At 60.0% G+C, this 24,737-nt stretch carries 17 protein-coding genes; 5 read left to right on the forward strand and 12 right to left on the reverse strand.

What is annotated here, in order from left to right:
* Window positions 1–265 precede the first annotated feature (265 nt).
* From ACEN83_RS21480 to ACEN83_RS21500, 5 genes are all read right to left on the reverse strand, one after another.
* Window positions 266–2,884 carry a putative mucin/carbohydrate-binding domain-containing protein gene (locus tag ACEN83_RS21480; RefSeq protein WP_495578358.1) on the reverse strand — a complete coding sequence of 873 codons (2,619 nt, stop codon included), beginning with the start codon at window positions 2,882–2,884 and terminating at the stop codon, window positions 266–268.
* A gap of 174 nt (window positions 2,885–3,058) precedes the next feature.
* On the reverse strand, window positions 3,059–4,507 hold the full coding sequence (locus ACEN83_RS21485; protein ID WP_495578359.1) for a mechanosensitive ion channel domain-containing protein: 1,449 nt from the start codon (window positions 4,505–4,507) through the stop codon (window positions 3,059–3,061).
* Window positions 4,508–4,726: 219 nt separating this feature from the next.
* Window positions 4,727–5,353 carry an isochorismate family cysteine hydrolase YcaC gene (gene ycaC, locus ACEN83_RS21490; RefSeq protein ID WP_007977984.1) on the reverse strand — a complete coding sequence of 209 codons (627 nt, stop codon included), beginning with the start codon at window positions 5,351–5,353 and terminating at the stop codon, window positions 4,727–4,729.
* A 56-nt stretch (window positions 5,354–5,409) separates the two neighbouring features.
* On the reverse strand, window positions 5,410–6,093 hold the full coding sequence (locus tag ACEN83_RS21495) for an isochorismatase family protein (protein ID WP_007977982.1): 684 nt from the start codon (window positions 6,091–6,093) through the stop codon (window positions 5,410–5,412).
* A gap of 93 nt (window positions 6,094–6,186) precedes the next feature.
* Entirely contained in the window at window positions 6,187–7,053 is an 867-nt protein-coding gene (locus ACEN83_RS21500) for a pirin family protein (protein WP_495578360.1), read from the reverse strand.
* 104 nt (window positions 7,054–7,157) lie between these two features.
* On the opposite strand from ACEN83_RS21500, the gene ACEN83_RS21505 reads away from it, so the two are divergent.
* Window positions 7,158–8,066 (forward strand): LysR family transcriptional regulator, encoded by a 909-nt coding sequence (locus ACEN83_RS21505; RefSeq protein WP_007977979.1) that lies wholly within the window; start codon window positions 7,158–7,160, stop codon window positions 8,064–8,066.
* 268 nt (window positions 8,067–8,334) lie between these two features.
* Window positions 8,335–9,138 (forward strand): 2,5-didehydrogluconate reductase DkgB, encoded by an 804-nt coding sequence (gene dkgB / locus ACEN83_RS21510; protein WP_495578361.1) that lies wholly within the window; start codon window positions 8,335–8,337, stop codon window positions 9,136–9,138.
* 3 nt (window positions 9,139–9,141) lie between these two features.
* Here dkgB and ACEN83_RS21515 read toward each other — a convergent pair whose 3' ends face one another.
* The 7 genes from ACEN83_RS21515 to ACEN83_RS21545 form a co-directional block, all read right to left on the reverse strand.
* Window positions 9,142–12,381: a transporter substrate-binding domain-containing protein gene (locus ACEN83_RS21515; protein WP_495578362.1), complete on the reverse strand. Its 3,240-nt coding sequence runs from the start codon at window positions 12,379–12,381 to the stop codon at window positions 9,142–9,144.
* Window positions 12,382–13,008: a response regulator transcription factor gene (locus ACEN83_RS21520; protein WP_218479359.1), complete on the reverse strand. Its 627-nt coding sequence runs from the start codon at window positions 13,006–13,008 to the stop codon at window positions 12,382–12,384.
* A 108-nt stretch (window positions 13,009–13,116) separates the two neighbouring features.
* Window positions 13,117–13,518: an ANTAR domain-containing protein gene (locus ACEN83_RS21525; RefSeq protein ID WP_495578363.1), complete on the reverse strand. Its 402-nt coding sequence runs from the start codon at window positions 13,516–13,518 to the stop codon at window positions 13,117–13,119.
* Window positions 13,519–13,645: 127 nt separating this feature from the next.
* Window positions 13,646–14,362 carry an MgtC/SapB family protein gene (locus ACEN83_RS21530; RefSeq protein ID WP_007999644.1) on the reverse strand — a complete coding sequence of 239 codons (717 nt, stop codon included), beginning with the start codon at window positions 14,360–14,362 and terminating at the stop codon, window positions 13,646–13,648.
* A gap of 181 nt (window positions 14,363–14,543) precedes the next feature.
* Entirely contained in the window at window positions 14,544–17,258 is a 2,715-nt protein-coding gene (gene mgtA / locus ACEN83_RS21535) for a magnesium-translocating P-type ATPase (RefSeq protein ID WP_495578364.1), read from the reverse strand.
* Window positions 17,259–17,787: 529 nt separating this feature from the next.
* Complete coding sequence (locus tag ACEN83_RS21540; protein ID WP_258681976.1) at window positions 17,788–19,125, reverse strand: lysine N(6)-hydroxylase/L-ornithine N(5)-oxygenase family protein; 1,338 nt, start codon at window positions 19,123–19,125, stop codon at window positions 17,788–17,790.
* Window positions 19,126–19,272: 147 nt separating this feature from the next.
* Entirely contained in the window at window positions 19,273–19,755 is a 483-nt protein-coding gene (locus tag ACEN83_RS21545) for a sigma-70 family RNA polymerase sigma factor (RefSeq protein WP_495578365.1), read from the reverse strand.
* A gap of 363 nt (window positions 19,756–20,118) precedes the next feature.
* Between ACEN83_RS21545 and ACEN83_RS21550 the strand changes: the two genes are divergently transcribed.
* The 3 genes from ACEN83_RS21550 to ACEN83_RS21560 are packed head-to-tail and all read left to right on the forward strand — an operon-like array spanning window position 20,119 to window position 24,667.
* Window positions 20,119–21,291 carry an efflux RND transporter periplasmic adaptor subunit gene (locus tag ACEN83_RS21550; RefSeq protein WP_495578366.1) on the forward strand — a complete coding sequence of 391 codons (1,173 nt, stop codon included), beginning with the start codon at window positions 20,119–20,121 and terminating at the stop codon, window positions 21,289–21,291.
* Window positions 21,292–23,265 carry a MacB family efflux pump subunit gene (locus ACEN83_RS21555; protein WP_495578367.1) on the forward strand — a complete coding sequence of 658 codons (1,974 nt, stop codon included), beginning with the start codon at window positions 21,292–21,294 and terminating at the stop codon, window positions 23,263–23,265. It begins immediately after the preceding gene.
* Window positions 23,266–23,272: 7 nt separating this feature from the next.
* A complete protein-coding gene (locus tag ACEN83_RS21560; RefSeq protein ID WP_495578368.1) occupies window positions 23,273–24,667 on the forward strand; it encodes an efflux transporter outer membrane subunit in 1,395 nt (464 codons plus the stop codon).
* Window positions 24,668–24,737: the final 70 nt, after the last annotated feature.

Genomic DNA, 24,737 nt, shown 5'->3' on the forward strand with positions numbered 1-24,737 from the left:
AGAAGTCGAGGAGGCCATTGGCGGTGGCTTCCTGAAGGAAGGGCTATTTCAGAATTGCCATCACTTGGTCTGCGCTCCCCTGCCGGAAGCCGAAGTGCCGAGCATGCCCAAGCCAGGCAACGAGCCTTGCGCTACGAAGGCATCAGTCGCCGGACACTCACGCGCCGGGGCTAAATGCAAGGGTCCGCCGCAAGATAACGTAGGGTGAACGAGTCTCTGATTAACGCAATAACGTCAACTCTTCGATCATCGTTTCAAAACCGATCTAGCCATCAACTTTGCATTCCTTCGAGGCATTTTCAGAGTCGGGATTGTCCAAAGTTGTCGACCAGTAGCTGGACAGCTCCAATCGCCGTAGAGCGCTGTAGGTAGCATGTTGAACGAGCCCCGTCGCATACCGGAAACCATCTTCATCCTCCAGATAATTACGGCTAGGCTCTTTGTGCATGACACTGACGGTGTCACCTGTTGTAAATGAAAGCACCACCGACTCTTCCTCGGCGAGGGCATCTCCTCGCAGCTCACGCAAATATCGAATTTCGCCATTGCTTGATTTGAGAACAACGGCAACATACGGGAAGGCAAAATAACTATGCGGCATCACGGGAAAGATTTTTAACTCAACCAGGTTTTCTGAAAGTTTAAAACTTACAAGCCCTATCAAACCATCATCAAACCCCTTTAGATACCATACGACATTACCACCCGCATTACCATTCGTGCCAGGAGTAGAAAACTCAATTTTTTTATAACGTGAAAACAACTCACTTCGCTCAGGTTCGGCAAACAAATTAATGGCACGTACAAAATCACCTTTCATCGGAAAGTCATCATGCAGAACCAGATGAGGCAATCGCTCGTAAACTTCAGCGACTCGTTCCATGGCAACCTTCAAGTTTTCACCAGCATCGGTTCCCAGATCTTGATTGACAAGACCAAGCTCCGTAACCGTCAAAATATTTACTTTATTAGTTTCATCGATGACAGGTGACCCGCTCACGACATTCGACACTCTCAAGCGATCAGGCTCCACATGAATGACTTCAATCGTAAAACCAAGGGAAATTGAAAGCTCCAGATGAAATAAAGTAGTCTCCCCCAAAATTTCGCGCTCAAAAACCAGCCTGCCCTCAGAGTTTTTTATAGTCACCTTTGTATATAATTCATCTTTAAAATATTCGTGAGGATTTTCCGACGATATATCAAATACCAACGCGCCTTGCGAAATATTCACCCTAATCGTACCAAAGTCGCCGTAGAGTCCTCCTAAATAGATTGTTTGATCTGCAAAAACACTTGCCCGCTTATCAACATAAACACAATCAAACTCGTTTATACCTTCTCGAACCACCACATAGAATCTGTCAGCTTCAAAACCACCAACACGAGCAGAAGGCAACTGCAAGGAATATATTCCCACAGGCAAATCTGCCACCAAATTGCTTTGACCCCTGACGCTTATCACCCTGGACTTCCCGCTTCCACTCTTTAAAACCAAGGACTTGCCAACAACTTGATTGTAAACATCAGGTTTAAATTTAAAAATCACCCCACCTTTCAAGCCGGTGACGGCCAACTGGGCAGTGCTCACAAGATGCAAGAAACTTCTCACACCTACCATTTTCCGAAACGCTTCTGGATCAGATGGCGCCAGGGGTACATAAAGCGGACAAACGGGTGTCGCACCGCTGTAGGAATTTTCTATGATCTGACGCCTGGTCAGTTTAACCTTTACATATTCCATGAACCCGGACACATCAGCGTTCCCGACATCAATAGAGACGCTGCTCAGCATATCCATCGCCGGGTAATTCACGGCGTCAACCGTTGAAATATTGCTTATGCGACGGTAACGCTGATAAAACTCCGCCAAACCTTTCTCGCCCGCCTTCCAAATAATCAGCATGTAAAAAAACAGTACAACGTGACCGGCAGGACCTGCACTACTCATACCTAGATCAAATACTTTCCTGGCGTCAGCGTAGAATCTTTCTTCCCCCGAAGTGTAAAGCCATCCCTTACTGTAAACATCAGCCCCCAACCACTTATCCTGATAGAGTTGAGACAGGACATTATTCCAAATTTCGCCCATCTGGATAACTTCATCACTAAAAAAAATCCCTTGATAACCATGACTCACTTCGTGTAGACAGCCCCAATTTGTCGCCTCGACATCCAACCAGAAACCAGCAACTGAACCACCCACTTCTGCGGTCCACCCCCCGCCATAATAAGCGGCTCCTCCTCCCGACTTGTCAGCCTTCATAAAATAACGATTGGGAATATTCCTGTCAGTGGGCACCGTCGTATCAAATGACAGGCCCGTCAAGTAATTAAAGTACTCGAACAATTGATCATAGTAATCAGATAGTTTTTGCAACCCGCCTAGACTCGATAAAAAAACCTTGTCTTTTACAGGCACTAAAATTTGTGCATACTTCGTGCACAACAGAGCAAATGCAGCACCCGTCGCATTCCAGCTTGTAAAAAAAGCCTCCCCCTGCGTACCAGAATAATATTTCGACAACCTGGTTACATCACCCACAAACGTCACTTCAATTTCAATCAACTCGCCAGCTTTTTCTGTGTATCGAGTATCGACAAAAGGCACCGAAGCCACGGTAGCAAACAGTGAACGCCATTCCGTTTTTACTTCAGATTGTTTTTCCGTCTTTCCGTCATCATTCAGCAAACGTAATTGCACACCGATGTTTGATGCCGGTGTTTTCAGGCGAAAGTAAATCTCGGTACCATAGGGAAGTACAACTCCCAAGTCATGTCGATCATGAAACGTCCCCTTGTCCAGACCTGCCTTGATCATCCAGTCCGGACGCTCCAGGCTCTGGAATTTAAAGGTCTGCATTTGAATCTCTTCGCCAGCCATTTCCATGCCCTCATAAATAATGAGTTAAGAGAGGGTAAAGCTACTCTCAGCAGAAAATAACTACTGCTGTCATAAATGACAGCTTTATAGAACACTACCGAATTAAATATATAGCCCTTGGCTATAGCAAAAAATGAACACTTACAACCTTGAAAACTTAACCCTTGGGTGAAATTAAACCTCGGTGTGTCTGCGCAACCACCGCAGAAAGCCCTTTTTCTCCACCGCCACCGGCAGCTCCTGAGTCAGGGTTTTCGCTTTTTGCAGCCGGTAATCGAGCAAGGCTTTCATTGCATTGTTGATGTCGTGACGGGCATCCAGGCACGGCTTGAGGTAGGACTTTTCGATGCGGTACAGGCCACAGAATGTCTTGGCGGTAAACTGCGCAGGCAGCGCGCTGTCGGTGAGAATACCCGCCTCGCCGATCACCTCCCCCGGCCCCATGCGCCCGGATTCGTAGGGCGTTCCGTGGCGCATCACGGTCACCGAGATCACGCCGGACTCGATAATGAACAAGTGATCGCTGACCTCCTCCGCTTCCAGGATCACCTCCCCGGCGCGAAAGGTTTGCAGGGTCATGTTCTGGCTGAACGTGTCTTTCTCTTCCTGACGCAGGGTGGAGAAAATCGGCGAGCTGTCCAGCAAGGCCCGTTTGCGTGTCGAGTTGATCGGCGGGCTGGGCTCCACGCTCGACAACAAATTGACCCCGGACGCCTGCAAATGCCGGTAGGCCAAGTCGTACAGCTGATTGCGCACCGAGCGTTTCTCATCCATCGACGCGACAAACCCGCTGATTTCGTAGATCGCTCCGGTGTTGCTGGACGTTTTCAGGCCAACGCTGGGTGACGGTTTATCCAGCAGCGCACGGCAACCTTGCATGGCCCGCTCCAACGCGTCGATCACCGTGTTCGGCCTAGCATGAGGGCTCACTTCCAGGGATACGGAGATACCGAACATGTCGTTCGGCCTGCTGAAATTGATGATCTTGGCCTTGGCTGCCAACGAATTGGGAATCACCGCCATGCAGCCCTGGGAGGTCTGCAGGCGGGTGGCGCGCCAGTCGATGTCGGTCACCTTGCCCTCCATGCCGTCGATGGAGATGTAGTCATCCAGTTGATAGGGCTTGGTGGTGTTGAGGACGATCCCGGAGAACACGTCGCTGAGGGTACTTTGCAACGCCAGGCCGACGATGATCGCCAACGCGCCGGAGGTGGCCAGCACGCCCTTGACCGGCAGTTCCAGCACATAGGCCAGGGCCGCAATCACCGCGATCAGGAAAATCACCGCGCCAAGCAAATCCTGGAGCAAGCGCCCGGTATGCCCGACCCGTTGCATCATCACCGCGCCGATCAACACGGTCAGGGTCCGCGCGCCGAACAACCACCAGCCGATCTGCAAGCCGGTGGCGGCCAGGTGCAATGGCACGTTATCGGCCCAGGGCGGCGGCTCCATCGGGTTCAGGCCTTCGTTGAACAACAGGAGGCTGAACAACGAGAAAATCACCACCCGCACCAGCAGCCGCCAGGCACTGCCCGCGGCGCTGAGCAAATACCACAACCCGAGATCGATCAGGATCAGCGCCATGGCGCAGATCAATGGGTGTTCAGTGAGCAATGACAGCATCAAGCAACTCCATCCAGGGCCAATGACGCGAAGATAGCGTGGATTGGCACTAGTGTAGGAGCAATTGATTTCGCTGGATGAACACGTCTCGATGGACACCAAAAAAACTGTGGGAGCGGGCTTGCTCGCGAAGGCGGTGTGTCAGGCAACGTTTATGTTGTTTGACACACCGCGTTCGCGAGCAAGCCCGCTCCCACAGGGGGATGCGTGATGCCGAAGTTATTTGCTGTTGGTCAGCGTGCTGTAGCTGGTCATCAGGTTGCGGTAGTCCGGAATATGGTTGGAGAACAGTGTGCCCAACCCTTCGATATCGTTGCGCCAGTCGCGGTGCAGTTCACAGGCCAGGCCGAACCAGGTCATCAATTGCGCGCCCTGGGCGGTCATGCGGCTCCATGCCGATTCGCGGGTCAGTTCGTTGAAGGTGCCGGACGCGTCGGTAACCACGAACACATCGAAGCCTTCGGCCAGCGCCGACAGTGCCGGGAACGCCACGCAGACTTCGGTCACTACGCCGGCGATGATCAGTTGCTTCTTGCCGGTGGCCTTGATCGCCTTGACGAAGTCTTCGTTGTCCCAGGCGTTGATCTGGCCAGGGCGAGCGATGTACGGCGCGTCGGGGAACTGCGCCTTGAGCTCGGGCACCAGCGGGCCGTTGGGGCCGGTTTCGAAACTGGTGGTAAGGATGGTCGGCAGCTTGAAGTACTTGGCCAGGTCGGCCAGGGCCAGCACATTGTTCTTGAAGCGATCAGGATCGATGTCACGGACCAGTGACAGCAGGCCGGTCTGATGATCCACCAGCAGAACGGCGGCGTTGTCCTTGTCCAGACGCTTGTAGGAAGTGGTCATTGCAGTAATCCTCGCAGGTTATCGATGCCGATTGGAGATCGGCGTGGGTCAGCCGGTTAGCGCTGGGAATCCAGCGCCTCGTGTTCGTTCGCCACTTGCTGGGCCTTGAGGTAGCTCTCGATCAGCAGTTGATAATGCGGCATGGCCTGGGCGTAGACAGCGGCCCACTGTTCGGCATCGGGGCGGTTCCACGAGCCTTGCAGCTCAGAGAGCGTCGCCATGATGTCGATCGGCACCACCCCGGCCTGGGCCAGGCGGGCAACGGTCAGGTCGGTGGCCAGTTTCGAGTGGTTGCCGGAGGCGTCGACCACCGCAAACACCTTGTAGCCTTCATGCACGGCGGCGATGGACGGGAACGCCAGGCACACGCTGGTCAGGGTGCCGGCGATCACCAGGGTTTTCTTGCCGGTGGCTTTGACCGCCGCGTGAAACTCCGGGTTGTCCCAGGCGTTGATTTCGCCTTTGCGCGCCACGTACTGCGCATGGGGTGCGGCCTCGTGGATTTCCGGAATCAGCGGCCCGTTCGGCCCCTGGGGAACGGAAGCCGTGGTAATCACCGGCATTTTCAGCAAGGTTGCAGCCTTGGCCAGGGCTATGGCGTTAGCGCGCAGTTGCGGCACATCCATGTCCTTGACGATCTGGAACAGTCCGCTCTGGTGATCGATCAACAGCATCGCGCTGTCGTTAGGATCGATGGTCGGTTTCTGGCCGTTGAAGTTGGCCGCGTAGACAGTACTCATGTGCGTTTCCTCTTTCTTTTGGGCAACAGCCATCCCTGGCCTGAAAACCGGCCTACTCATCCTGTGTAGAGTCGGGTGTTGAAGCGCTGTGAATTAAGCGTGCATCCGGCCGAAGCGGCCGGATTGGAAGTCGGCGAAGGCCTGGTGGATTTCTTGCTCGGTGTTCATCACGAACGGCCCGTGACCGACGATCGGCTCGTCGATCGGCTCGCCGCTGAGCAACAACACCACCGCGTCTTCGCTGGCATCGAGGGTCATCTGATCGCCCTTGCGATCGAACAGGGCCAGTTGCCCCTGGCGCACCGGTTCCAGACCGTTGACCTGAACCGTGCCACGCAAGACCACCAGTGCGGTGTTGCGCCCTTCATGCAGGTCAAGGGTGAGCAATTTGCCGGCATTCAAACGGATGTCCCACAGGTCGACCGGGGTAAAGGTGCGTGCCGGGCCCTTGTGGCCGTCGAACTCACCGGCGATCAGGCGCAGGCTGCCGGCGTTGTTTTTCAAGGCGATGCTCGGGATGTCAGCATCGAGAATCGTCTGGTAGCCGGGATCGGCCATTTTGTCCCTGGCCGGCAGGTTGACCCACAGTTGCACCATCTCCAGGGTGCCGCCGCTTTTGGCGAAACCGTCGGAGTGAAACTCTTCGTGCAGGATCCCCGAGGCCGCGGTCATCCATTGCACATCGCCGGGGCCGATCTTGCCGCCGCTGCCGGTGGAATCCCGGTGCTCCAGTTCGCCCTTGTAAACGATAGTCACGGTTTCAAAGCCACGATGAGGATGCTGACCAACGCCACGTCGCTCGGTGGTCGGGGTGAATTCAGCGGGGCCGGCGTGATCGAGCAACAGGAACGGACTGATGTGTTTGCCCAGGTTGTCGTAGGAAAACAGCGTGCGAACCGGAAAACCGTCGCCAACCCAATGGGTCCGTGGACTGGTGTAGATACCGATGATGTTTTTCATGGTGTCTCCTGATGAGGGGTGTGAAGCCATGGACAAAGCTTAAAACCGTGACCTTTGCTGCGCTAGACTGCAAAAATCAGCTTTAGCGTTCTATTTGGAGAACGATGGTGGAAGACCTCAACACCCTCTACTACTTCACCCAAGTGGTGGAGCATCACGGTTTCGCTGCGGCCGGCCGGGCACTGGACATGCCCAAGTCGAAGCTCAGCCGACGCATTGCCGAGCTTGAAGAACGCCTCGGCGTGCGCCTGCTGCACCGCACCAGCCGGCATTGCTCATTGACGGAAATCGGCCAGGCGTATTACCAGCGCTGCCTGGCCATGCGGGTGGAGGCGGAAAGCGCCGCCGAACTGATCGAACGCAACCGCTCCGAGCCTCAGGGCATAGTGCGTATCAGTTGCCCGACGGCGCTGCTCAACACCTGGGTCGGGCCGATGCTGACCCGCTACATGCTCAAGTACCCGTTGGTGGAAGTGTTCATCGAGAGCACCAACCGCCGGGTAGATCTGATTCACGAAGGCATCGACATTGCCCTGCGGGTACGCTTTCCACCGCTGGAAAACACTGACATGGTGATGAAGGTGCTGGGCAACAGCACCCAGAGCGTGGTTGGCAGCCCGGCCTTTTTATCGCGCCTGTCGACACCGGCCTCCCCGGCCGACCTCAGCGGCTTGCCAAGCCTGCACTGGGGCGCGGCGCAGCGCGAATATCAGTGGGAACTGTTCGGCGCCGATGGCAGCACGGCGATGATCCGGCATGCCCCGCGCATGGTCACCGATGACCTGTTGGCTTTGCGCCATGCGGCGGTCGCCGGGATCGGCATCGTGCACCTGCCCAGCGTGGTGGTGCGCGATGAAATCGCTGCCGGACAACTGGTGGAACTGGTGCCGGGCTGGGCACCGAAGAGCGGTGTGATCCATGCGATCTTCCCCTCGCGTCGGGGGTTGCTGCCGTCGGTGCGCACGTTGATCGATTTTCTCGGGGAGGAATTCAGTCGCAGTGATATTGCTTGAAGGCAGCGGCAAGCTTTGAAGTGCGGGGGGGAAAGATTCTGAAACCGAGTCGCCCCCTTCGCGAGCAAGCCCGCTCCCACAGGGAAATGCATTCCAAATGTGGGAGCGGGCTTGCTCGCGAAGGCGTCGGATCAGACACCCTAACCCAACCAGACTGCCGATGATTCTTGATTTACGGTAAACATTGCTTTGCCAATCCAGCGGTTTTTCTCACGGATGCCAGCGCGGATACTGCCGCCCATTCCCACTGCAACCTCTGGAGTCATCAATGTCCATTCCCGCCTTCGGCCTGGGTACGTTTCGCTTGCAAGGCCAGGTGGTCATCGATTCGGTGAGCACCGCCCTGGCGCTCGGTTACCGGGTGATCGATACCGCACAAATCTACGAGAACGAAGCCGAGGTCGGCGAGGCTATCGCCGCCAGCGGCATCGCCCGGGAAGACCTGTTCATCACCAGCAAGATCTGGGTCGCCAACCTGGCCGGTGATCGACTGATCGACAGCCTGAAGGAAAGCCTGGGCAAACTGCAGACCGATTACCTGGACCTGACCCTGATCCACTGGCCGTCGCCGGACGATCAAGTGCCTGTCGCAGCGTTCATGGGCGCCCTGCTTGAAGCCAAACGCATGGGCCTGACCCGACAGATCGGCGTGTCCAACTTCACCCTCGACCTGATGAAACAGGCGATTGCGGCCATCGGCGCCGAGCACATCGCCGCGAACCAGATCGAACTGCACCCCTACCTGCAAAACCGCAAGGTCGTCGCGTTCGCGCAGAGCCAGGGCATTGGCATCACGTCCTACATGACCCTGGCGTACGGTGAAGTCCTCAAGGACCCGCTCATCCAGCAGATCGCCGAACGCCTGCAAGCGACGCCGGCTCAGGTCACCCTGGCGTGGGCCATGCAATCGGGTTACTCGGTGATCCCGTCGTCCACTCGCCGGACCAACCTGGAAAGCAACCTGAAGGCTCGCGAACTGACCTTGAGCGAGGCCGACATGGCCTTGATCGCAACACTGGACCGCGGCCACCGTTTGACCAGCCCCAAAGGCATCGCACCGGATTGGGATTGATCCTCAGTCCTGCTCGAGACGCTGGTCCAGGCGGGCCATGGCTTGCTGCAACTGGTCGACGGCGGCGTCGATCAGTGCCGCGCGGCCGTCATTGCACGCCCGCTCCAGTTGTTCGCAACACTCGACCAGGGCAAGCGCTCGCACCATCAGCGCCCCGCCCTTGATCCGGTGTGCCAGCGTCTGCAAACCCGGGCGATTGCCGCTGGTGTGCAAGGCCAGCAAATGCACGCGGTCCTCGCGGTTGGTCAACGCCAGATCGTGCAACAGTTGATCGATCAGCTCACGATCCGATTCCGCATAGCGCTCCAGCCCGCTCAAGTCGAACCCGGCCAAGCCTGGATCGTCATTTGCCGCCGGGGAAGCGCTGGAAAACCGCTGGGCCAGCCACGCCTGCAGATCCACCAGGCGAATGGGTTTGAACAGACAATCGTCCATGCCCGCCGCCTGACACCGGGCTTTCTCCTCGGCCTGCGCATTGGCGGTAAAGCCCAGGATCAGCGTCGGCGACAGCCCCTGCAACCGCTCTTGCTCACGTATCGCGCCGGCCAAATCATAACCACTGAGCACCGGCATGTTGCAGTCGGTAATGACCAGTTCGAAACTCTGTTCAAAACCCTGTCCGCGCCACTGTTCAAGCCCCTGCGCCCCGTCCTCCGCCAGCACCACACGGTGGCCCAGATAGCTCAACTGCCGCGAGAGCAGCAGGCGATTGGCCGGGTAATCGTCGACCACCAGGATCGACAACGCCCGGGTCGTGAGCTGCGCCGAGTCCTGGGGCATCTCCTCCGCGGGCAACGCTTGCAGGGCGGGCAGCACCAGGCTGATGTCCACCCGGGTGCCGCGCCCAAGCTCACTGTCGAGATGCAACTGCCCGCCCATCATTTCGCACAGGGTGCGACTGATCACCAGGCCCAGGCCGGACCCTTGCCGGGCAGTCTGCTGATTGTTATCGGCCTGCACGAACGGGCTGAACAGGCGTTGCTGGTCAAAAGCACTGATGCCGATGCCGCTGTCCTCGATCCGCACGCTGACGGCGAGATGCGCCGGAGCTTGCGGCCGCACTCGCAGTGTCAGGCTCACCTGGCCTTCACGGGTGAACTTGATGGCGTTGCTCAGCAGATTGGACAGCACTTGTTTGAAGCGCACGGGATCGAGCATCACATCGCGGTCACTGTGCTCGGCGAGCTCGACCCGCCATTGCAGATTCTTCTGAATCGCCAGCCCTTCGAACACCCGGCAGACCGATGCCACCAGCGCATGCAGGTTGACCCGCTCCGGCGCCAGCGACAAATGCCCCGACTCGATCCGGGCGACGTCCAGAATGTCGCCGATCAAATCCAGCAACTGCTGCCCGGCGTTGGACGCCACCTCGATGGCGGCACGGTCGGTCACCCCTTCATCGGCCCGCTTGAGCGCCAGTTCGAGCATGCCGATCAAGGCGTTCATCGGCGTGCGAATCTCATGGCTCATGGTGGCCAGGAACGTGGTCTTGGCCCGGTTGGCGTCGTCCGCCGCGTCCTTGGCTTCCTGCAATTGCCCGAGCAATTGCTGACGCTGGCGAATCTGCCGCCGTTGCCAGACGATCCCGGCCAACGCGAGCAACAGCAAGACCCCCGCCAGCGCAAACGCCTGAACGATCGCCTGTCGGTGTCGCAGCCAGTAACTCTGCTCGACCATCGAGTCATAGCGCCAGGGCTGGGTCAGCTCGTCGATTTCTTCGGGCGGGATGCTGAGCAGCGCCTTGTCCAGGATCGAATGCAACTCAGTGGCCTCGCGACTGGTCGCCAGGGTGCTGCGGGCGGGGTCGGTGCCCACGGTGCTGGTCACTTGCAGGCGATCGCGATACTGACGGGAAATCAGGTAACGGGCGCTGATCAACGAGTTGATGCCGCCGTGGGCCTTGCCCTGGGCGACCATTTCCATGGCGTCCGTCGACAGTGGCGCATCCACCATCTGGATCTGCGGGTAATGCTTGCGAAGGTACTCACCGGCAATGTTGCCCTGGGTCAGCGCCAGCGTCCTTCCCGCCATGTCATCCAGGGTCCTGGGGCTGTCCGCGGCTACGCGAGTCACCAGTACCGAAGGGCTGCTCAGAAACGCCCGGGTGAACAGCAGTTCATCTTCACGCTGGGAACTGAGGCCGATACCGGCCAGCACATCGATCTGTCCATTCCTGATGCCGGTCATCATCTCGGCCACCGACTTCATGCCGCGGATGTCAAATTGCAGCCCGGTGCGCACACTGATTTTCGCCAGCACATCGACACCGATGCCGCGAAACTTGCCTTCGCTGTCGATAAATGAAATCGGCGGGATGTTTTCGTTGATCGCGACCCTCACCCGCGGGTGGCGCTCGAGCCAGAGCTGTTCGGCCACGCTCAATTGCAATGACTGGGTGCCGGGGATCGACACCCCGTTTGCCCCCCAACGACGCAGGATATTCATTTGTTTATTGGTGGTGATGGCCGCCAGCGCCTTGTTGACGATGTGCAACAGCGAATCGTTGTCGCGGGCCATCGCAAAGGCAAAACGCCCGGACTCCATGGGCGAGAAGTCAGTCAGTTGCACGTTGTTCAGGTAGTTCTTGCTGATCAGATAGTGGGCATTGATCGCATCGCCCAGGTAGACATCGGCCTGGCCGAAAGCCACGGCCCCCATCGCCGCCAGCGTCGAGGGAAACAACTGGACCTGCGCCCTGGAATAGAACTGTTGCACGCTGTATTCGGGCAAGTAGTGATACAGCATCACTAGCCGCTTGCCGGCCAGTGTCGGGTCGAGCACCGGAGGGAAATCGGTACGCGTGACCAGCACCGGCTGATCGACCGCGTAGGCGCTGGACATTTGCAGCTGCGGATCTTCGGCCTCAAATCGATTGGCCGTTCCCAGCAGGTCCGCCCGCCCCTCCTTGATGGCCTGCACCGCGTCGGCTCGCGACGGATAACAGTGCACCTCTACGATGACGTTCAACAATTGTTCGAGCAACCCGGCGTAATCGGCTGTCAGGCCTTCGAACACCTTGCCCGCCGTATTGAACTCGAAGGGGGGATAGTCCGGCGCCGAGACAGCCAGCACCAATCGGCCCTTTTGCTGCAGCCAGCGCAACTCGGTGTCCGACAAGCCGGCGCTCAGGCCTTCGGCACTCGAGCGCCCCAACAGGGTCAACGACTGTTGCGCACCGACAGTCGGCGCCCAGAGAAGAAGGCCCGTCAGCACCCAACCCGCCAGCCGTCGGAGAAGGTTCATTCAGATCAGATGATTGCGCAGGGCGAAATCCCTCAGGTGCACCGACGAGCTCATGTTGAGCTTGAGGGTCAGTCGGGTCTTGTAGGTACTGACGGTCTTGTAGCTCAGGTGCATGATCTCGGCGATTTCCAGGTTTTTCGAACCCCGGGCCAGGTACTGCAGAATGGTCAGTTCACGATTGGAGAGCTTGTCGATCAGTTGCTTTTCACTGCGTTGCAACTCCCCCATCGCCACGGAACTCGAAGGGAGCTGGGCGAAATAGGTGTAGCCGGCCATCACCGAATTCACCGCCGCCTTCAGGTCATCCAGGTCCTTGCTCTTGGAAACATAGGCCACAGCCCCGGCACGCATGCAGCGGTCCTGATAAAACTGCGCCTCCAGCGAGGTGAACACCACCACGCGACATCGGGTGTTTTCGGCCTTGATGCGATCCATCACCTCAAGCCCCGCCACCCCGGGAAGGCCCAGATCAAGCAGCACGACATCCGGTTGATGCTCCCGGATCAACGACAGGACCTCGTCGCCACGGGAGGCCTCGTAAATCTGCTTGAATCCTTCGCCCTTGAGTACGAGTTTGATCATGGAGCGAACCACCGGATGATCTTCCACAATCAGTGCTGACTTCATGACAACTCCCGTGCAAAACAACACGATCGGGCAAAAAATGCCCTCCAGGCATCGCAGCAGCTGGGCACAACGCTGCGCATAGACTTTTGCATGGAAGGCTGGAAAGTACTACCTGACAGAAATGACAGTTCCGACGAACGGTAACCCACAATCAATGGCGCTCATCAACTGCTTAATCGACGCCAGGTCAGGCAGAGCGGCCTGGCTGACCTGGACCTTGCCCGCGACGGGCGGCAGCGGCGCTTGCTGTTCATTGAAGATAAACCCGTGATGAACCTGCGGGTTGTCGACCAGGAAACTGAGCAGGTCCAGCCCTTCGCTGGCCATCGCCCCATTGACGAGCACCAGATCCAGAGGTTCGCCAGCGTACTCCACCAGTGGAAGGAGCTCGTCGAGGCTGTGCACCGGCGCCACCCGAAAGTAGCCGAGCTGGTTGAACAGCCGCTCGATCCGCAGGCAGTTGAAGTGCTGCGCATCGGCGATCAGGATGCGCAAGGATTTATCCGGCAAGGTGACCTCCAAAAGGATGTCGGTTTCAAGAGGTCGCAAAGCCTACGGAAGACACTCCTAGGTTTATGTAGGAATATTCCTAAATAAATGCCGGTTAGTCTGACGCTTGCCAGGGAAACCTTGGTCTTCATTCCGTAGTACTCGGACTCCAGAACGCCTGCACCACTAGGGTCGAGGTCGATATCCGTGCCACCAGGGCATCCAGTTCATCACCGTCGACCGAGGTGGTCGCCAGGGTGGCTTCGATTTCGATTTCATCCGTGCCGAAAGCATGCACATCGACATCGCTGGCCGGGTAGTTGCTGCGCTCCAGTTCGGCTTCGAGCAAGGCCAGCACGGTTTTCTGCTGCGTACGCCGGGCGATGACATAGACGATGTTGGTGACTTCCGCCGAAATCACGTCCAGCGGCTGACGGTTGATGTTGTTGACGATCGGCCGCAGCAAGGTGTTGGCCGCGAGCACGAACAGCGTGCCGAGCAAGGCCTCGGCCAGCAGGTCGGCACCGGCACAGGCACCGACCGCCGCCGAGGTCCAGAGGGTGGCGGCCGTATTGAGGCCGCGCACATTGCCCTCTTCGCGCATGATCACCCCGGCACCGAGAAATCCGATGCCGGAAACCACATACGCCACGACCCGCACGGCGCCTTCGGCACCGGCGAGCCGGTTGGCCATGTCGACGAAAATCGCCGCGCCCACCGCCACCAGCACGTTGGTGCGCAGGCCGGCGGTGCGCTGCCGGTACTGGCGCTCGAAACCGATCAGGCCACCGAGGATGAAGGCCGCGCTGAGGCTGACCAGGGTGTCGAGCAGGGAGGTCAGGTTGAGGTTGTTGATGGCTTGCATAAATATTCCTTAAGAAACCCACGATCTCCTGTGGCGAGGGGGCTTGCCCCCGTTGGGTTGCGAAGCGACCCCAAGACCGAAAAACGCGGTGCTTCCAGTAAACCGTGCTCTCAGTTTTTGCGGTTGCTGCGCAACCGAACGGGGGCAAGCCCCCTCGCCACAAAGGTTATGCGGACACGCCTTATTGCCAGCCAAACCGGCGAATGTAGAACCCCTTCACCGCCTGGGTCAGCGCCATGTACGCCAGCAGGATCACCGGCAGGAACACGAAGTACAGCGATGGCAATGCCTGCAGCTTGAAGTAGTGCGCCAGCGGGCCCATCGGCAGGAAAATCCCCACGGCCATGATCAGCCCGGTCATCACCAGCAACGGCATGGCCGCGCGGCTTTGCAGGAACGGGATCTTCGGCGTGCGGATCATGTGCACGATCAGGGTCTGGGTCAGCAGCCCGACCACGAACCAGCCGGACTGGAACAGGGTCTGGTGATCCGGGGTATTGGCATCGAACACGTACCACATCAAGGCGAACGTGGTGATGTCGAAGATCGAGCTGATCGGCCCGAAAAACAGCATGAAGCGCCCGACATCCGCCGGCTGCCAGCGCTGCGGTTGCTTGAGCATCTCGTCGTCGACGTTATCGAACGGAATGGCGATCTGCGAAATGTCATAGAGCAGGTTCTGCACCAGCAGGTGCATCGGCAGCATCGGCAGGAAGGGGATGAACGCACTGGCCACCAGCACCGAGAACACGTTGCCGAAGTTCGAACTGGCGGTCATCTTGATGTACTTGAGCATGTTGGCGAAGGTGCGGCGCCCTTCCAGCACGCCCTCCTCCAGCACCATCAGGCTCTTTTCCAGCAGGATGATGTCGGCCGCCTCCTTGGCGATGTCCACGGCGCTGTCCACGGAAATACCGATGTCGGCAGTGCGCAAGGCCGGGGCGTCGTTGATGCCGTCCCCCATGAAACCGACCACATGGCCGTTGCCCTTGAGCAGACGGACGATGCGCTCCTTGTGCGACGGCGTCAGTTTGGCGAAGACGTTGGTGGTCTCCACGGCTTTCGCCAGCTCGGTGTCGCTCATGCGCTCGATGTCGTTGCCCATCAGCAGGCCCTGCTGCTCCAGGCCGACTTCGCGGCAGATCTTCGCCGTCACCAGTTCGTTGTCGCCGGTCAGCACTTTCACTGCCACGCCGTGGGCCGCCAGCGCCTTGAGGGCCGGCGCGGTGCTTTCTTTCGGCGGATCGAGAAAGGCCACATAACCGATCAGCGTCAGGGCCTGTTCATCGGCCAGGCTGTAGGTGTCGCGGCCTTCGATCATCGGCCGCGCGGCAACCGCCACCACCCGCAGGCCCTCGGCGTTGAAGTTGGCCGTGACCTGACGGATGCGTGCCAGCAGTTCTTCGCTCAAAGCTTCATCGACTTCGCCGTGACGCACCCGCGAGCACACCGCCAGCACCTCTTCCACCGCCCCCTTGCAGATCAGCAGGTGCGATTGATCGCGCTCGGCGACCACCACCGACATGCGCCGGCGAGTGAAGTCGAACGGAATCTCATCGACCTTGCGAAACGCCGTGCCGACTTTCAGTTCACGGTGGATTTCGACGTGTTCGAGCACCGCCACATCCAGCAGGTTTTTCAGGCCGGTCTGGTAGTAGCTGTTGAGGTAGGCCATTTCCAGCACGTCATCCGAGTCGTTGCCCCAGACGTCGACGTTGCGCGCCAGGAAGATCTTGTCCTGGGTCAGGGTGCCGGTCTTGTCGGTGCACAGCACGTCCATGGCGCCAAAGTTCTGGATCGCGTCGAGGCGTTTGACGATGACTTTCTTGCGCGACAGGAACACCGCACCCTTGGCCAGGGTCGAGGTGACGATCATCGGCAGCATTTCCGGGGTCAGGCCCACTGCAATCGACAGCGCGAACAGCAGCGCTTCGGTCCAGTCGCCCTTGGTGAAACCGTTGATGAACAACACCAGCGGCGCCATCACGAACATGAAGCGGATCAACAGCCAGCTGACTTTGTTGACGCCGGTCTGGAACGAAGTCGGCGCGCGATCCGTCGCACCGACCCGCTGGGCCAGGGCACCGAAATAGGTGCTGTTGCCGGTGGTGAGGATCACCGCCATGGCCGTGCCGGACACCACGTTGGTGCCCATGAACAGGATGTTGTCCAGGTCCAGCGGGTTGAGCGTGTCGCGGTCCTGCTGCCGAGGGAATTTTTCCACCGGCATAGATTCACCGGTCATGGCCGCCTGACTGACGAACAGGTCCTTGGCGCTGAGCACCCGGCAATCGGCGGGAATCATGTCCCCGGCCGACAGCACGATCAGATCGCCCGGCACCAGTTGTTTGATCGGCAGTTCGATGCGCGGCGCGCGGCGCGCCTCAAGGTCCCGGCGCATCACGGTGGCCGTGTTGCTGACCATGGCCTTGAGGGCATCGGCAGCCTGGTTGGATTTGGTTTCCTGCCAGAAACGCAGCAAGGTCGAGAGCACCACCATGGAGAAAATCACGATGGCGGCTTTCATGTCTTCGGTCAGCCAGGAGATGACCGCCAGCAGCGTCAGCAGCAGGTTGAACGGATTCTTGTAGCAGTGCCACAGGTGCGTCCACCAGGGCAGCGGCTGTTCGTGCTCGACTTCGTTGAGGCCGAATTGCTCGCGCAGGGCATCGGCTTCAGGTTCGCTCAAGCCATCGGTGTGGGAGCCGAGTGTGTTGAGCAACTGGCCGGTGTCGCTGCCGGCAGCGGTTACCAGGGTTTGCGCCAGGGTGGGCGGGACTTCACGGCTGACCGTGGTGTCGGTGAAGGTTTCCAGCAACGCCAGGCGACGGAAGTGCCGGGCGATGTGGCGGTTACGCAGGAAGCCTGCGAAGAATTCCTTGAGGGTAAGTTTCATGGCTGGTGCCCCTTTGGTCAGCCGGGAAACCGTCGAGCAGGCAGGTCCACGCCTTTGCCGCCGGAACAACCGGCAAGGCAAGGCCTGGCGCGCCGGTCACGAATGACAGGCGTGTCGATAGAGCGGCGGCCACGACAAAAAGTCGAACCACGCACTGTTCAGTGTCGATGAGAGGGACGTCGGGACACGGCCGGGACTGGCCATGATCAGGATGCCGCTGCTCGCTTGTCGGCGAGACAACGGCACAGGAGACTGCGCGTTATCTGGCCGAGAAAATGCCGGTTACCGAGACCGGCCGACAACTGTCACTCGAACTAGTACCCACTGTGGGTCTCCGTAATGGATGAAAACGCGCGAAGCTTACGCCCCGATGTTTGGAGAGTAAACCCGTTACAAAGTCTTGCAGGGGGAAACGCGGGGTTCTTCAGGAAGGGTTCAGGAAGAGCAAAAGATCGCAGCCTTCGGCAGCTCCTACAGGCGTACGCCATGCCCCTGTAGGAGCTGCCGCAGGCTGCGATCTTTTCGACAATCAGCTGGCCGTGGCCAACAACAGATCCACCACCGACCGCCCATGCCCGCGATGCTTGCCATGCTCATACAACGACCCGGCAATCTCATCGGCACGGATCGGCAGGATCGACAGCAAGGTGTCGCTCAGCCCGTGGCTGGCCTGGCAAAAGCCCTGCATATAGAGGCCGGCCTTGCAGCGCTCGTCGGTGATCAGTTTGTAGTTGCGGTCGACTTCAAAGTCACCGAGGTACTCCTCCAGCGGCGCCAGCAGCTTGCGGTGCATCTGCCGCTCGTAACCGGTGGCCAGGACCACGGCATCGTAGTGACGCACCGAGACTTCACCGGTGGCGTTGTTGCGCAGCACCAGTTCGACGCCGCGTTCGTTGGCGGTGGCCTTTTCGATCGTGGTCAGGGTATGGAACGCATGGCGGGCGATGCCCGAGACCTTCTGCCGGTAGAAGATGCCGTAGATACGCTCGATCAGATCGATGTCCACCACTGAATAGTTGGTGTTGTGGTACTCGTTGACCAGTCGCTCGCGCTCGCTGTCGGGCTGCTGGAACACCAGGTCGGTGAACTCCGGCGAGAACACTTCGTTGACGAAGGGGCTGTCGTCGGCCGGCTTGAGTGCCGAGCCGCGCAGGATCATGTCCACCTGCACCGACGGGAAGCTGTCGTTCAAATCGATGAAGGCCTCGGCGGCGCTCTGCCCGCCACCGATGATTGCAATGCTCATCGGCTGGTTGTTCACGCACGGCTGCTTGGCCATCTGCGCCAGGTACTGGGAATGGTGGAACACCCGGCCATCATCCTTGAGCGCCTTGAACACTTCGGGAATACGCGGCGTGCCACCGGCGCTGACCACCACCGAACGGGTGGTGCGTACCTGTTGATGGCCGCTCGCATCGCGGGAAATCACCCGCAATGCCTCGACCTGATGGTTGTGCAGCACCGGCTCGATGGTCAGCACTTCTTCACCGTAGCGGCTTTGCGCCGTGAACTGCCCGGCCACCCAGCGCAGGTAGTCGTTGTACTCCATGCGGCACGGATAGAAGGTGCCCAGGTTGATGAAGTCCACCAGGCGCCCGTGAGCCTTGAGGTAATTGACGAACGAATAAGGGCTGGTCGGATTGCGCAGGGTCACCAGGTCCTTGAGGAAGGAAATCTGCAACTCGCTCTGGGTCACCAGGGTGTTGCCGTGCCAGCGGTAGTCGGCCTGCTTGTCGAGAAACAGCACATCCAGGTTGCCCTGGCTCGCCCCGCGCTCTTGCAGCGCGATGGCCAGTGCCAGGTTCGACGGGCCGAAACCGACGCCGATCAGGTCGTGAACGAGGGGCGATGCAATAGCCTGTGTCATTTCCAGTGTCCTCTGGATGTTCCCCGCAACAGCGGGACATTGAACCTAAGTGACCTGACAGGCCTTGGGCCGCACAACAGGTCGTCTGTTGAGTAGGAACGAGGACAATGGAACTAAATTTAACGGGGCTTGATGAATCCCGGAGGATCAGTGGCCTTCCCACTGACGCATCCGCGCACGGCAATGCTTCATGGCGTTGACGATGTGCTTTTCCACCAGCGCACGGGAAATGCCCAGTTGCCCGGCGATTTCCAGATGGGACAGGCCCTCGATCTTGCGCAGCAGAAAACTCTCGCGGCACAGCCGTGGCAGTTCCGCCAGGGCACGCTGGAGCATGTCCAGCCGCTCGCCGTGATCGAGGACCTTGTGCGGTGAAGGTATGAAGCAGCTTTCTTCGCTGTCGAGTACGTCCAGCGGCTCGGTGCGCCGCAAGGCGTTGCGCCGATGGCCATCGACGACCAGGTTGAGGGCGGTGCGATAAAGGAATGCCCGGGGCTGCTCGATCGGTGTATCGCTGGAACGCTCCAGGACCCGCAGGTAAGCGTCATGCACCACATCTTCGGCCACCTGACGGTTGCCCAGCCTGGCGTTCAGGAAACACACCAGCTCGCGATAGTAGTTCTCCAACATGACTCCCGTCCGCACGGGGGTGCGGTTGCTGTCCTTGAGCCGTCTCGGCGACCGCTGGAACACGCAGTGGCACGATAGTGGCAATTTGAGAAGTGTAATTTATAGTAATTCTCATATAGATTTAAAGTACTGCTTCACCATGCGCGGTAAATAGTCACCTCCCTGTAGGAGCTGCCGCAGGCTGCGATCCTTTGATCTTCAGCATGATCAGCCACCTCGAAGATCAAAAGATCGCAGCCTGCGGCAGCTCCTACAGGTGTTACGTCGTGTGTCCGGGGCTAAATTCCCGGGGGCTTTCATCGTCCTTAGGACAGCTCCCCGTCTCTGCCCGGACGGGCCGATTTCCCAAGGCCGGAACCCTGCATGAAACGCCCCCGACAGACCCGACGCGCCCTGCTTGCAGCACTTTGCCTGATCCCCGTGGTGGCCGTCGCCGCCTGGCAGTTCATCCCGCCGGGCCGCGACCAGTTCACCACCGTCCAGGTCAGCCGCGCCGACATTGAAAGCAGCGTCACCGCCCTGGGCACCCTGCAACCGCGGCGCTATGTTGACGTCGGTGCCCAGGCCTCCGGGCAAATCCACAAGATCCACGTGGAAGTCGGCGACCGGGTCAAGGAAGGCCAGTTGCTGGTGGAGATCGACCCGTCCACGCAACAGGCCAAACTCGATGCCGGACGCTTCTCCATCGAAAACCTCAAGGCGCAGCTGCAGGAACAGCGGGCGCAACACGAACTGGCCCGGCAGAAATACCAGCGCCAGCAGAACCTCGCCGCCGGCGGCGCCACCCGTGAAGAAGACGTGCAGACCGCCCAGGCCGAACTGCGCGTGACCCAGGCGCGCATCGACATGTTCCAGGCGCAGATCCGCCAGGCCGAAGCCAGCCTGCGCAGCGATCAGGCGGAGCTCGGCTACACGCGGATTTATGCACCGATGGCCGGCACAGTGGTGGCGCTGGATGCCCGCGAGGGCCAGACCCTCAACGCCCAACAGCAGACACCGCTGATCCTGCGCATCGCCAAACTGTCGCCAATGACCGTGTGGGCCGAGGTCTCGGAGGCCGACATCGGCCACGTCAAACCCGGCATGCACGCCTGGTTCACCACCCTGAGCGGCGGCACCCGGCGCTGGACCAGCACCGTGCGGCAAATCCTCCCCGTGCCGCCCAAGCCCCTGGACCAGACCAGCCAGGGCGGCGGCAGCCCCGCCAGCACCAGCAAAAGCGGGAGTGCCCGCGTGGTGCTGTACACCGTGCTGCTGGACGTCGACAATGCCGACAACGCGCTGATGGCGGAAATGACCACCCAGGTGTTCTTCGTCGCCAGCCAGGCGCAGAACGTCCTCACCGCGCCCATCGCCGCCCTGCAAACCGGCGCACAGCCAGACCTGCAGACCGCACAAGTGGTCGCCAAAAACGGCAGCATCGAACAGCGCAACGTGCGCACCGGCATCAGTGATCGCCTGCGGGTGCAGATCCTCGACGGCCTGCAAGAAGGCGATCACCTGTTGATCGGCCCGGTCGACGGGAGTGGCGGCTGAATGCAGACGCCCCTGATCGACCTTTCGGACATCCGCAAAGCCTACGGCGGTGGCGACGCGCCTGAAGTTCACGTATTGCGCGGCATCGACCTGTCGATCCATGCCGGGGAGTTCGTGGCGATTGTCGGCGCCTCCGGTTCCGGCAAGTCGACGCTGATGAACATCCTCGGCTGTCTCGACCGCCCGACCTCGGGCGAATACCGCTTCGCCGGGGAAAACGTCGCCGCCCTCGACAGCGACGAACTGGCCTGGCTGCGGCGCGAAGCCTTCGGGTTTGTGTTCCAGGGCTACCACCTGATTCCATCCGGTTCGGCCCAGGAGAACGTCGAGATGCCGGCGATCTATGCCGGTACCCCGGCCGCCGAACGCCACGCCCGCGCCGCCGCCCTGCTCGACCGCCTCGGCCTGGCTTCGCGCACCGGCAACCGCCCCCATCAGCTCTCCGGCGGCCAGCAGCAACGGGTGTCGATCGCCCGTGCGCTGATGAACGGCGGCCACATCATTCTCGCCGACGAACCCACCGGCGCCCTCGACAGCCACAGCGGCGCCGAGGTCATGGCTCTGCTTGACGAGCTGGCGAGCCAGGGCCACGTGGTGATCCTCATCACCCACGACCGCGAAGTGGCGGCCCGGGCCAAACGCATCATCGAGATCCGCGACGGCCTGATCATCAGTGACAGCGCCAGTGAAAACCCGACCGCGCAAAACTCGGCCAACCCCGCTGCGCTACAAGCCGTCGACCTGCGCAAGCGCTTGAGTGAAGGCGCCGAAGCCACCGGCGCCTGGAAGGGCGAATTGGTCGATGCCGTGCACGCGGCGTGGCGAGTGATGTGGATCAACAAGTTCCGCACCGCGCTGACCTTGCTCGGGATCATCATCGGCGTCGCCTCGGTGGTGGTCATGCTAGCCGTGGGTGAAGGCAGCAAGCGCCAGGTGATGGCGCAGATGGGCGCGTTCGGTTCCAACATCATTTACCTCAGCGGCTCGGCGCCCAATCCGCGCACGCCGATGGGCATCATCACCCTCGACGAGGTCGCGGCGATCGCCAGCTTGCCCCAGGTCACGCGGATCATGCCGGTCAACGGCCAGGAGGCCGGGGTGCGTTTCGGCAACCTTGATCACATGAGCTATGTCGGTGGCAACGACACCAATTTCCCGGCGATCTTCAACTGGCCGGTGGTCGAAGGCAGCTACTTCACCCACGCCGATGAACAGAACGCTGCGGCGGTCGCGGTGATCGGGCACAAGGTGCGGACCAAGTTGCTCAAGGACGTGGCCAACCCGATCGGCCAGTACATCCTGATCGAAAACGTACCCTTCCAGGTGGTCGGCGTGCTCGCCGAAAAAGGCGCCAGCTCCGGCGACTCCGACAGCGACGACCGCATTGCCATCCCCTACTCCGCCGCCAGTGTGCGCCTGTTCGGCACGCACAATCCCGAGTACATCGCCATCGCCGCCGCCGACGCGCGCAAGGTCAAGGAAACCGAAAAAGCCATCGAGCAATTGATGCTGCGCCTGCACGACGGCAAGCACGATTTCGAACTGACCAACAACGCCGCGATGATCCAGGCCGAGGCACGCACGCAAAACACCCTGTCGCTGATGCTCGGTTCGATCGCCGCCATTTCGCTGCTGGTGGGCGGGATCGGCGTGATGAACATCATGCTCATGACCGTGCGCGAACGTACCCGCGAAATCGGCATCCGCATGGCTACCGGCGCACGCCAGCGCGACATCCTGCGCCAGTTCCTCACCGAGGCGGTGATGCTCTCGGTGGTGGGCGGCCTCACCGGCATCGCCCTGGCGCTGATCGTCGGTGGCGTGCTGATTTTCAGCGAAGTGGCTGTCGCATTCTCCCTGATAGCGGTGCTGGGCGCCTTCGGCTGCGCCCTGGTCACCGGTGTTGTTTTCGGCTTTATGCCGGCCCGCAAAGCTGCCCGACTCGACCCGGTCACGGCCCTTACCAGTGAATGATCGATTGATGAAGCCGCCACTCAGTGTGTTAACCCTGTGCCTGTTGCTCAGTGCCTGCGGCACCCCCGCCCAGCGCCCCGACAGCGGCATCCAGCCGCCGGCCGCCTGGCAATCGCCGCACACCGCAGGCGCTGTCCATGACAACCGGCAATGGTGGAACCGCTTCGGCAGTCCGCAGCTGGGTCGCCTGATCGAACAGGCGCGGCTCGGCAGTTACGATTTGGCCGCCGCCATCGCCAGAGTGCGCCAGGCCCAGGCCGACACGGTCATCGCCGGCGGCTCGCAACTGCCGGAGGTCAAGGCCGCGGCCAATGCCAATCGCCAGAAGCTGATGCGGGGCAACGGCTACAGTCAGCTCGATGCCGACAGCGATAACGACGCCGTCGACTACTTCAATGCGAACCTGGTGGCCAGCTACGAAATCGATTTCTGGGGCGGCCAGCGCGCCAGCCGCGACAGTGCGCAATTCAGTCTGGACGCCAGCGAGTTCGATCAGGCCACCGTGGAATTGACCTTGCTCAGCAGCGTGGCCAACAGTTACGCGCAAGCCTTGTCGTTGCAGGAGCAGAGCCGCATCGCCGAGTTGAACCTGGCCAACGCGCAAAGCGTGCTGAAGCTGGTGCAGACCCGCTTCGATTCGGGCTCGGCCACGGCCCTGGAACTGGCGCAGCAAAAAAGCCTGGTGGCGGCGCAGCAACGCCAGCTGCCGCTGGTGCGGCAACAGGCCGAAGAGGCACGAATCAGCCTCGCCGCCCTGCTCGGCCGCCCGGTGCAGGCACTGTCGCTGGGTCAGGAACGCTTCGATCAACTGACCTGGCCCGCCATCGATGCCGGGGTGCCCAGCCAGTTGCTCAGCCGCCGTCCCGACATTGCCCAGGCCGAGGCGCAACTGGCCGCCGCCCAGGCCGACGTCACCGTCGCCCGGGCTGCGATGCTACCGACCGTGACCCTCACCGCCGAAATCGGCTCCGGGGCCGACCGGGCCGACGATATTCTGCGCAGCCCCTTCTACAACCTCAGCGCCGGGCTGCTTGCGCCGGTATTCAACAACGGCCGCCTCGGCGCCCAGCGCGACAAGGCCACGGCGCGCCAGCAAGAACTGCTGGAAACCTATCGCGGCGCGATCATCAACGGCTTCGCCGACGTCGAAAAAGCCCTCAACAGCATTCGCGGGCTGGATGAACAGCGCGGCTGGCAGAGTGAAGAACTGAGCCAGGCGCAGACCGCGTTCAACATCGCGCAAAGCCGTTACCAGGCCGGGGCCGAGGATTTGCTGACGGTCCTGGAAACCCAACGCACGCTGTATGCGGCGCAGGATTTGAATGTGCAACTGCGCTTGTCGCGGATGCAGGCGAGTATTGCGTTGTACAAGGCGTTGGGTGGGGGGTGGCAGGCGCTCTAAGGATCAAAAGATCGCAGCCTTCGGCAGCTCCTACAGGGTACGCATTCCCATGTAGGAGCTGCCGAAGGCT

It is taken from the genome of Pseudomonas sp. Pseusp49 (assembly GCF_059491875.1).